The following is a 10506-nucleotide window of genomic DNA, read 5'->3' on the forward strand; positions in this document are numbered from 1 at the left end:
GACCGCGGGGACAAGTCCGACCGGGGCGGCCGTCAGCGCCGCGAGGACCGCGACGACGAGGGCGGCCGCGGCCGCCGCAACCGCCGCAACCGCAACGAGCGCGGGCGCAACCGCCGCAGCCGCGGCCCCGAGGTGGACGACACCGAGCTGACCGAGGACGACGTCCTGCAGCCCGTGGCCGGCATCCTCGACGTGCTGGACAACTACGCGTTCGTCCGCACCTCCGGATACCTGCCGGGCGAGAAGGACGTGTACGTCTCCCTGGCCATGGTGAAGCGCTTCGGCCTGCGCAAGGGCGACGCCGTCGTCGGCGCCATCCGCGCCCCGCGCGAGGGCGAGAAGCCGCACACCGGCTCCGGCCGCAACCAGAAGTTCAACGCGCTGGTCAAGGTGACCACCGTCAACGGCCAGCCGGCCGAGGAGAGCCCGCAGCGCGTCGAGTTCAACAAGCTCGTGCCGCTGTACCCCACGGAGCGCCTGCGCCTGGAGACGGACCACAAGCTCGTGGGCCCGCGCGTCATCGACCTGGTCAGCCCCATCGGCAAGGGCCAGCGCGGCCTGATCGTGTCCCCGCCCAAGGCCGGCAAGACGATGATCCTGCAGTCGATCGCCAACGCGATCACGCAGAACAACCCCGAGGTCCACCTCATGATGGTGCTCGTGGACGAGCGCCCGGAGGAGGTCACCGACATGCAGCGCTCGGTGGCCGGCGAGGTCATCGCCTCGACCTTCGACCGCCCCGCGGACGACCACACCACGGTGGCCGAGCTGGCCATCGAGCGCGCCAAGCGCCTCGTGGAGATGGGCCGCGACGTCGTCGTGCTCCTGGACTCCATGACCCGCCTGGGCCGTGCGTACAACCTGGCCGCCCCGGCCTCGGGCCGGATCCTCTCCGGCGGCGTGGACTCGGCGGCGCTGTACCCGCCGAAGAAGTTCTTCGGCGCGGCCCGCAACATCGAGAACGGCGGCTCGCTGACCATCCTGGCCACCGCGCTCGTGGAGACCGGCTCCCGCATGGACGAGGTGATCTTCGAGGAGTTCAAGGGCACCGGCAACATGGAGCTGCGCCTGTCCCGGCAGCTCGCCGAGCGCCGCATCTTCCCGGCCGTGGACGTCAACGCGTCCGGCACGCGCCGAGAGGAGGTCCTGCTCTCCGCCGAGGAGGTCAAGATCATGTGGAAGCTGCGTCGCGTCCTCTCCGGCCTGGACACCCAGCAGGCCCTCGAGCTGCTCACCAACAAGATCAAGGACACCGCCTCCAACGCGGAGTTCCTCATGCTGGTCTCCAAGACCACGCTGGGCGCCAAGGGCGAGGACTGACCCGTCCCGCCCGCGGCCCCGTCCCCGACCGCCCGGTCCGGGGGCGGGGCCGCTCCCGTCTCAGACCAGCCACCACCAGGGAGGTGCCGACGTGTTCGACTCCGTCGACCGTCTGATCGCCGAGCACCGGGACCTCGCCCGGCAGCTCTCCGACCCCGCCGTGCACGCCGACGCCGGCCGCGCCCGTCGGGTGGGCCGGCGCTACGCCGAGCTCGGGCAGGTGGTGGCCGCGCACGAGGCCTGGACCGCCGCCGTCGCCGACCGCGACGACGCCCGCGCGCTCGCCGCACTGCCGGGGGAGGACGGGGAGGCCTTCGCCGCCGAGCTGCCCGCCCTCGAGGCGGCCGCGGACGAGGCGGCCGAGCGCCTGCGCCGGGTGCTGATCCCGCGCGACCCCGACGACGGCCGGGACGTGATCCTCGAGGTCAAGGGCGGGGAGGGCGGCGAGGAGGCCGCGCTGTTCGCCGGCGACCTGCTGCGGATGTACCTGCGCTACGCCGAGTCCCGGGGGTGGCGCACCGAGGTGCTCTCCAGCACGCCCTCGGACCTGGGCGGGGTGAAGGACGCGCAGGTGGCCGTCCGCGGCTCCGGCACGGACCCCGCCCAGGGGGTGTACGCGGCCCTGAAGTACGAGGGCGGCGTCCACCGCGTCCAGCGCGTGCCCGTCACCGAGTCGCAGGGCCGGATCCACACCTCCGCGGCCGGCGTGCTCGTGCTGCCGGAGGTCGACGAGCCGGACGAGGTGCCGCTGGACCCGAACGAGGTCAAGGTGGACGTGTTCCGCTCCTCGGGCCCGGGCGGGCAGTCCGTCAACACCACCGACTCGGCGGTGCGCCTGACCCATCTGCCCACGGGGATCGTGGTGTCCATGCAGAACGAGAAGTCGCAGATCCAGAACCGGGAGGCGGCCATGCGCGTGCTGCGCTCGCGCCTGCTGCAGCGCCGCCGCGAGGAGCAGGACGCCCAGGACGCGGCGGCCCGCCACGCGCAGGTGCGCACGATGGACCGCTCGGAGCGGATCCGGACGTACAACTTCCCGGAGAACCGGGTGGCGGACCACCGCACCGGCTACAAGGCGCACAACCTCGACGCCGTCCTGGACGGCGACCTGTCCGCGGTGATCGCCTCGTGCGCGGCACTCGACGAGCAGCGCCGGCTCGCCGCGCTGGGGGAGGGATCGGCGTGATCGGCGCCGCCGGGGAGGGGCGGACGACGTCGGACTGGTCCGGTCTGGTCCGGGCGGCTGCGGCGTCCCTGGCCGCGGCCGGGGTGGACGCGCCGCGCGTGGACGCCGAGCTGCTCGCCGCCCACGTGCTCGGCCGGGACCGGGGCGCGGCCGTGGCCCGGATCCTCGCCGGCGCCCGGCCGGACGAGGCGCAGGCGGAGGCCTACGCCGCGCTGGTGGCCCGCCGTGCAGCGCGCGAGCCGCTCCAGCACCTCACGGGCACGGCCGCCTTCCACGGCCTCGAGCTGGCCGTGGGACCCGGCGTGTTCGTCCCGCGCCCGGAGACGGAGACGCTCGTGGACGAGGCCCTCCGACGCGCGGTCGACCGGTCCGCCGAGACGGCCGCACCCCTGCGGGTGGTGGACCTGTGCACGGGCTCCGGGGCGATCGCCGCCGCCGTGGCGGCCGGGCTGAGGGAGCGGACCATCCCCGCCGAGGTGACGGCGGTGGAGCTGGACTCCGTGGCCGCCGCATGGGCGTCGCGGAACCTCGCCCCGCTCGGGGTCCATCTGCGACAAGGCGATGCTGTTGTCGCATGCGCGGATCTGGATGGCCTGGTCGACCTCGTCGTGTCCAATCCGCCCTACGTCCCGGACGACGAGGTCCCCGAGCAGGAGGAGGCGCGTCGCGATCCGGCCCTCGCCCTCTACGGGGGCGGCGAGCGCGGGCTGGAGGTGCCGCGGGGGATCCTGCGCCGGGCCACCGTGCTGCTGCGCCCGGGCGGGTCGCTGCTGATGGAGCACCACGAGACCCAGGGCGGGGAGCTCGCGGCCGCCGCCGTCGGCTCGGGGGTGTTCGAGGACGTGCGGATTCTGCCCGACCCCGCCGGGCGGGACCGCTTCCTCGCGGCGCGCCGGGGCCCGGCGGCGGAGTTGGGCGGGGTCGATGGGACAATGGCGCCGTGAGTGAGTTCATCGACGTCTCCGACCCCTCCGACCTGAGCGGCGCGATCGAGCGCGCCCGCGGCGTCCTCGCGGACCGCGGCTGCGTGGTCCTGCCGACGGACACCGTCTACGGCATCGGCGCGGACGCGTTCTCCCCCCTGGCCGTGGCCGTGCTCCTGGCGGCCAAGGGCCGCGGGCGCACCATGCCCCCGCCGGTGCTGATCTCGGACCGCTCCGTCATGGCGGGGCTGGCGTACGACGTCCCCGACGAGGCCGAGGAGCTGGCCCGCCGCTTCTGGCCCGGCGCCCTCACCCTGATCCTCAAGTCCCAGCCCACCCTCACGTGGGACCTGGGCGAGACGCGCGGCACGGTGGCCCTGCGCGTGCCCGCCGACCCCGCGACCCGCGAGCTGCTGTACGCCGTCGGCCCGATGGCCGTCTCGAGCGCCAACCGCACCGGGATGCCCGCCGCCACCACGGCGCGCGCGGCGGAGGAGATGCTCGGCGAGTCCGTGGGCCTCTACCTCGACGGCGGCGAGCGCGCCTCCCGCGCCCCCTCGACCATCGTGGACTGCACCGTCACGCCGTTCCGGGTGGCGCGGCAGGGCTCGGTGCCGCTCGAGGAGCTGCGCGAGGTGGTCCCGGACCTGCTGGCCGAGGGGGAGGAGCCGCCCGTGCCGGAGGCGCTGACCACCCCGCCGACCGGGACCGGACCGCAGTCCGTCGACGACGCCGACGGGGCGACGCCGCCGGCATCGACCGCCGCCGTGGACGCCCCCGCGTTCGCCCCGGACGTCGAGGGGCGCTGACCGAGCCCCCATGCGCGCCTACCTCCTGGTCGTGGTCGTCACGACGCTCGCCTGCGTCTGCCTGACGCCCCTGCTGCGGGGCCTCGGGCGGCGCGTCGGCGCGTGGACGCCGCTGCGCGACCGGGACGTGCACGGCGCGCCCGTCCCCAAGTTCGGCGGCGTGGCCATGGTCGCCGCCGTCCTGGTGGGTCTGGCGCTGGCCGGCACGGTGCCCTTCTTCTCCGGGATCTTCGCGGACCCCGCGCCCGTCCACGGGCTGATGGTCGCCCTGGCCGTCATCCTCGTGGTGGGCGCGGTGGACGACCTCGTGGACATGCCGTGGTGGATCAAGCTCGCGGGCCAGTGTGCGGCCGCCCTCGCGGTCGCGCTGGGGGGCATCCGCATCGAGGCGATGCCCGTGGGCTGGATCCCCGTCGGCAGCGAACCGGTGCAGGTCCTGCTGACGGTCTTCGTCGTGGTCCTGACCATGAACGCCATCAACTTCGTGGACGGCCTTGACGGGCTGGCCGCGGGGGTCTCCCTGATCGGCGGGTCGGCGTTCTTCGTCTACACCTACCTGCTCACGCGCACCATCCACCAGTTCGACTACTCGAACCTCGCCACCCTGTTGATGGCGCTGCTGATCGGGGCGTGCGCGGGCTTCCTGCCGTACAACCGCCACCCGGCCACCGTCTTCATGGGGGAGTGCGGCGCCCTCCTGCTGGGCCTGCTGCTGTCCTCCGCGGCGGTGGCCGTGACCGCCGACCTCAGCGCCCTGGAGGGGTTCCGGTTCCGCAACGTCCCCGCCTTCATGCCGGTGATGCTGCCGGTGGCGGTGCTGGCCCTGCCGCTGGCGGACCTCGTCACCTCGGTGCTCCGGCGCACAGCCCGCGGCGCGAGCCCGTTCACGGCGGACCGCGGCCACCTGCACCACCGGCTCGTCGACGGCGGATTCACGCAGCCGCAGGCCGTCGCCGTGCTCTGGCTGTGGGCGTTCATCGTCGCCTGGGGGACGCTCTCCCTGAACTTCGTGCACACCGTCGCCGCCCTGCCCGTGGGTGCGCTCGTCCTGGTCACGGCGGCCTGGGTGACGCTGCGCCCGCTGCTGCGTCACCGCCGTCGGGGGATCGAGGCCGACGGGCCGACCGTCCCCGGTCCCGGGAGGTCCGCATGACGGCCCGTGACGCCGCCGCCGACGGGGGGCGCCGCCGCCGTCGGCGCCGGTGGGAGAACCGCGCCGGCTGGTGGGGGATCCTGCGCTGGAGCGCCGCGGCCACGGCGCCCGCCGTGCTCCTGGCGGCCGGTGCCGCCGGCCTGCTCCACGGCTCCGCCGCGGCGCTCTCGGCACTGCTCGGCGGGGGAGTGGTGCTGGCGCTCTCGGCCCTGACGGGAGCGACGACGGCGCTCGCCTGGGACCGTGCCCGCGAGATCGCCCTGCCGCTGGCCATGGGCGCCCTCGTGGCCAAGCTGGCGCTGTACGCCGTCCTCCTGGCCGTGGTGCCCCCGCCGGGCTGGGCCCAGGCGATGCCGACCGCCGTCGGGGCGCTGGTCGCGGTCGCCGTGTGGCAGGTCGCCGAGGTGCTCGTCTTCGCCCGGACGCGCCGCGCGGTCTACGGCCCCTGAGCCCCGCCCCGTCCGCGGCGACGGCCGGGACGGGGCGGTACGGAGGGCGCCCCCCGTTTGATATCGTCTACAGCGAACACATCCACGGCACCGCGTGCCGCTCCGTGACCTCATCTCGCCCGTCCCGCACCGCTGCGGGGGCCGCGCGCGTCCGAGCCGGGGCACCCGGTCGTCGGCGCACCACTTCGGAGAGGACCCGCGTGCTACCCCTCGTGCTGGCCAACGCAGAATTCGTGCCCCCGTCCGTCTCGGACGCCCACCTGCCGGATCTCCTGCCTTGGGGTGCGCACTACGGGACGGGCTTCGGCAAGCAGATGCTGCTGGTCCTGCTCTCCGTCGTGCTCATCACGGCGTTCTTCGCGTGGGCCATGCGCCGCCCGCAGCTCGTCCCGGGCCGCGCCCAGTGGCTGGCCGAGTCGGGCTACGCGTTCGTCCGCAACGGCATCGGCCGGGACGTCATGGGCGAGAAGAACTTCAAGCAGTGGGTTCCCCTGCTGTTCGCGATCTTCTTCTTCGTGCTGCTGAACAACCTCTTCGGCGCCATCCCGCTGATCCAGCTGCCCTCGTTCTCGCACGCCGGCTCCGCCTACGCGATCGCCCTGATCGTCTACGCGATCTGGATCGGCGTGGGCGTCAAGCACCACGGCCTGCGCTACTTCAAGCTCGCCGTCGTCCCCTCGGGCGTGCCCGGCTGGATCCTCCCCCTGCTCGTGCCGCTGGAGATCATCTCCAACTTCATCGTGCGCCCGCTGACCCACTCCCTGCGTCTGATGGCCGTCATGCTCGCCGGTCATATGATCGTGATGCTCGCCGGTGCCGGCGCCGCGTTCCTGATCACGCAGACCGGCAACCCGCTGCTGGCGGGCACCGGCGTGCTCGTGATCCTGGCCTCCGTGGCCCTCTACCTCCTCGAGATCCTGCTGATGTACCTGCAGGCCTTCGTCTTCACGCTGCTCACCGCCCTGTACATCCAGGGCGCGATCGACGCGAACGACCACTGAGCTCCCCGCGCCGCCCGGCCCCCGGCCGGTCGGCGACGGGTCCGACGGCCCCGCCGTCACCAGACTTCCCGGCCCTCCGCACGGAGGAACCACTCCGGGAGGACCTCCTCCCCCCAACCCGGCCGGACCACCCGGCCTCGTGAAAGGAAGCACCATGGAAATCTCCGGCTCCCTCAACATGATCGGCTACGGCCTCGCCGCCATCGGCTCCGCGATCGGCGTGGGCCTGATCTTCGCCGCGTACATCAACGGCGTGGCCCGTCAGCCCGAGGCCCAGCGCATCCTGCAGCCGATCGCCCTCCTGGGCTTCGCGCTCGCCGAGGCCCTGGCCATCCTCGGCCTGGTCTTCGCCTTCGTCATCAACTGATCCTGTCCGAGCCAGGGCCGGCCGCCGTGTCCGCGGCGGCCCGGCCCACGCCTGACAGGACACCCGATCGAAGGATGGTTAGAAGATGATCAGCAACGGACTGATCCTCGCGGCGGCGGAGGGGGCCAACCCCCTGATCCCGAACCCGTGGGAGATCCTCGTCACCACGGTGGGCTTCGCCGTGCTGATGTTCATCGTCGTGAAGTTCATCGTCCCGGCCCTCGAGAAGTCCTACACGGACCGCGTCGAGGCCATCGAGGGCGGTCTCGCCAAGGCCGAGAAGGCCCAGGCCGAGGCGAACGCGATGATGGCGGACTACGAGAGCCAGCTGGCGGACGCCCGCCAGGAGGCCAACCGCATCCGCGAGGAGGCCCGCACCGAGGGCGCCCAGATCGTGGCGGAGGCGCGCGAGCGCGCCGCGTCCGAGTCGGCGCGCATCACGGAGCAGGCCCAGGCCCAGATCGCCGCGGAGCGCACCCAGGCCGCCGCGCAGCTCAAGGGCGAGGTGGGCACGCTGGCCACCACGCTCGCGAGCAAGATCGTGGGCGAGTCCCTGGAGGACGACGCCCGCTCGCAGCGCGTGGTGGACCGCTTCCTCGCTGACCTCGACCGGCACCAGAGCGCAGGTGTGTCCGAATGACCACGGGCGCATCGAGGGACTCGCTGGCCGCCTCCCTGAAGGAGGTCGGCACGGTGCTGGACGAGGGCGGCGTCGCCCTGGCACGCGAGCTGTTCGCGGCGCTGGACGTCGTGGACCAGCAGGGCGCGCTGCGGCGCGCCCTCACGGACCCCGCCTGGAGCACCGAGCGCCGTGCCGGCGTCGTGGACTCCCTGTTCGGCAGTCGGGTGGGCCCCGGTGCGCTGCAGGTCCTCAAGGACCTCGCCGGTCGGCGCTGGTCGTCCGAGTGTGACTTCGGGGACGCCCTCGAGACGGCGGCCGCGCACGCGGCCGCCGGCGAGGCGGCCCGCGGCGGGCACGACGGCCTGGCCGCCCTCTCGGGCGAGCTCCTGGCCTTCAACCGGGTGGCGGAGGAGTCGCACGAGGTCCAGCGCGCGGTGACCGACCAGCGCGCCCCCGCCTCCGCACGGGCGCAGCTGGCCGCACGGCTGCTGGGCCCCCAGGCCTCCGAGGCCGGCCGCCTGCTCGTCGAGCGGGCGGTGGCCTCCCCGCGCGGCGTGAAGCCCTTCACCGCGGTGCGCCGGCACGCGGACGTCGTGGCCGAGCGCCAGCGCCAGTGGATCGCCGAGGTGACGGTCGCCCGTCCCCTCGACGCCGGTCAGCAGGAGCGGCTCGCCGCGGGCCTGCGCCGGGCCTTCGGCCGGGACCTCGTGCTCGACGTGTCCGTGGACCCCTCCGTGGTGGGGGGCATCCGCGTGCAGGTCGGGGACGACGTCGTCGACGGGTCCATGGCCAGCCGGCTCAACGACCTCCAGCGCCGCTTGGCGGCCTGACCGGCGCCCGCCGGTCGGGCCGCCCGCGGCCCATCCACGAACATCCGCATCATCGTCACGTCGATGATCACCAAGCACAGAGAGCAGGGACTGCAGATGGCCGAACTGACCATCAACGCCGACGATGTCCGCGATGCCTTGAACGACTTCGCGGCATCGTACGAACCGTCGGACACCGAGCGCACCGAGGTGGGCCGCGTGATCTCCGCGGCCGACGGCATCGCCCGGGTGGAGGGCCTCCCCTCCGTCATGGCGAACGAGCTGCTGCGCTTCGAGAACGGCATCCTCGGCCTGGCCCAGAACCTCGACGCCCGTGAGATCGGCGTCGTGGTGCTCGGCGAGTTCCAGGAGGTCCGCGAGGGCATGGAGGTCCAGCGCACGGGGGAGATCCTCTCCGTGCCCGTGGGCGACGGCTTCCTCGGCCGCGTCGTGGACCCGCTGGGCCAGCCGCTGGACGACATGGGCCCGATCGAGGCCGAGGGCCGCCGCGCCCTCGAGCTGCAGGCGCCCACCGTGACGCAGCGCAAGTCGGTGCACGAGCCGCTGCAGACCGGCATGAAGGCGATCGACGCCATGATCCCGATCGGCCGCGGCCAGCGCCAGCTGATCATCGGCGACCGCCAGACCGGCAAGACGGCCATCGCCGTCGACACCATCCTGAACCAGAAGGCCAACTGGGAGTCCGGCGACGTGGACAAGCAGGTCCGCTGCGTCTACGTGGCCGTGGGCCAGAAGGCCTCCACCATCGCCGGCGTCCGCGCCACCCTCGAGGAGTACGGCGCCCTGGAGTACACCACCATCGTGGCCTCCCCGGCGTCCGACCCGGCCGGCTTCAAGTACCTCGCCCCCTACGCCGGCTCGGCCATCGGCCAGCACTGGATGTACGGCGGCAAGCACGTCCTGATCATCTTCGACGACCTGTCGAAGCAGGCCGAGGCCTACCGTGCCGTGTCCCTCCTGCTGCGCCGTCCGCCGGGACGCGAGGCCTACCCGGGCGACGTGTTCTACCTCCACTCCCGTCTGCTCGAGCGCTGCGCCAAGCTCTCGGACGAGATGGGCGCGGGCTCGATGACCGGCCTGCCGATCATCGAGACCAAGGCGAACGACGTGTCGGCCTACATCCCGACCAACGTCATCTCCATCACCGACGGCCAGATCTTCCTGCAGTCGGACCTGTTCAACGCCAACCAGCGTCCGGCCGTGGACGTGGGCATCTCGGTGTCCCGTGTGGGCGGCGCCGCGCAGGTCAAGGCCATGAAGAAGGTCTCCGGCACCCTGAAGCTGGACCTGGCGCAGTACCGCGACCAGCAGGCGTTCTCCATGTTCGCCTCCGACCTGGACCCGGCCACCCGCCGCCAGCTCGCCCGCGGTGAGCGCCTGATGGAACTGCTCAAGCAGCCGCAGTACTCGCCGTACCCGGTCGAGGAGCAGGTCGTGTCCATCTGGGCCGGATCCAAGGGCCACCTGGATGAGGTCCCGGTGGAGGACGTGCTGCGCTTCGAGCGCGAGTTCATCGACCACCTGCGCCGCAAGGACGTCGCCCTCGCGGCGATCGGCTCGACCGGCAAGCTCGAGGACGACACGGTCGCCGCGCTGGAGCGCGAGATCGAGGCGTTCAAGAAGGGCTTCCAGGGCACCGGCCACGACGGCGTCGCCCCCGGCCACGAGGAGCACCGCGCGATCGGGCAGGACCAGGTCGCGCAGGAGCAGATCACCAAGCAGAAGCGCTGACCGACGGTCGGTGAGGGAGCGGTCCGGCGGCGGTCCCCCCCGGGACGACCCCCGACCCCCCACCCCCCACGGAAAGGTCCACCCAGGGAGCCCACATCCGGGGGTACCGCCCCAA

General features: G+C 73.3%; 11 protein-coding genes. All 11 read left to right on the forward strand.

Annotated features, from left to right (window positions below; all coding sequences use genetic code 11):
* On the forward strand, nt 1-1320 hold a 1320-nt coding region (gene rho / locus Q4D18_RS04215; RefSeq protein ID WP_303126108.1), incomplete at its 5' end, for a transcription termination factor Rho.
* Nucleotides 1321-1411: 91 nt separating this feature from the next.
* Nucleotides 1412-2506: a peptide chain release factor 1 gene (gene prfA / locus Q4D18_RS04220; protein ID WP_303126109.1), complete on the forward strand. Its 1095-nt coding sequence runs from the start codon at nt 1412-1414 to the stop codon at nt 2504-2506.
* Nucleotides 2503-3450, forward strand: coding sequence for a peptide chain release factor N(5)-glutamine methyltransferase (gene prmC, locus Q4D18_RS04225; protein WP_303126111.1), 948 nt, complete (start codon nt 2503-2505; stop codon nt 3448-3450). The genes prfA and prmC overlap by 4 nt, the downstream gene beginning before the upstream one ends.
* Nucleotides 3447-4238, forward strand: a complete 792-nt coding sequence (locus Q4D18_RS04230) for an L-threonylcarbamoyladenylate synthase (RefSeq protein ID WP_303126113.1) — start codon at nt 3447-3449, stop codon at nt 4236-4238. Before prmC ends, Q4D18_RS04230 begins: the two co-directional genes overlap by 4 nt.
* 10 nt (nt 4239-4248) lie before the next feature.
* Entirely contained in the window at nt 4249-5391 is a 1143-nt protein-coding gene (locus tag Q4D18_RS04235) for an MraY family glycosyltransferase (RefSeq protein ID WP_303126114.1), read from the forward strand.
* The gene (locus Q4D18_RS04240) at nt 5388-5840 is read left to right on the forward strand and encodes a hypothetical protein (protein ID WP_303126115.1); all 453 of its coding nucleotides are present in this window, start codon (nt 5388-5390) and stop codon (nt 5838-5840) included. Before Q4D18_RS04235 ends, Q4D18_RS04240 begins: the two co-directional genes overlap by 4 nt.
* 200 nt (nt 5841-6040) lie before the next feature.
* Entirely contained in the window at nt 6041-6841 is an 801-nt protein-coding gene (gene atpB / locus Q4D18_RS04245) for a F0F1 ATP synthase subunit A (RefSeq protein WP_303126116.1), read from the forward strand.
* A gap of 154 nt (nt 6842-6995) precedes the next feature.
* A complete protein-coding gene (locus Q4D18_RS04250; protein ID WP_135028225.1) occupies nt 6996-7208 on the forward strand; it encodes a F0F1 ATP synthase subunit C in 213 nt (70 codons plus the stop codon).
* Between the two features lie 85 nt (nt 7209-7293).
* A complete protein-coding gene (locus Q4D18_RS04255) occupies nt 7294-7848 on the forward strand; it encodes a F0F1 ATP synthase subunit B (RefSeq protein ID WP_303126120.1) in 555 nt (184 codons plus the stop codon).
* Nucleotides 7845-8660, forward strand: coding sequence for a F0F1 ATP synthase subunit delta (locus Q4D18_RS04260; RefSeq protein WP_303126122.1), 816 nt, complete (start codon nt 7845-7847; stop codon nt 8658-8660). Before Q4D18_RS04255 ends, Q4D18_RS04260 begins: the two co-directional genes overlap by 4 nt.
* 96 nt (nt 8661-8756) lie before the next feature.
* A complete protein-coding gene (gene atpA, locus Q4D18_RS04265) occupies nt 8757-10391 on the forward strand; it encodes a F0F1 ATP synthase subunit alpha (protein WP_303126126.1) in 1635 nt (544 codons plus the stop codon).
* The last annotated feature ends 115 nt before the right edge of the window (nt 10392-10506 follow it).

Source organism: Micrococcus sp. (assembly GCF_030523875.1).
Lineage (GTDB): Bacteria > Actinomycetota > Actinomycetes > Actinomycetales > Micrococcaceae > Micrococcus.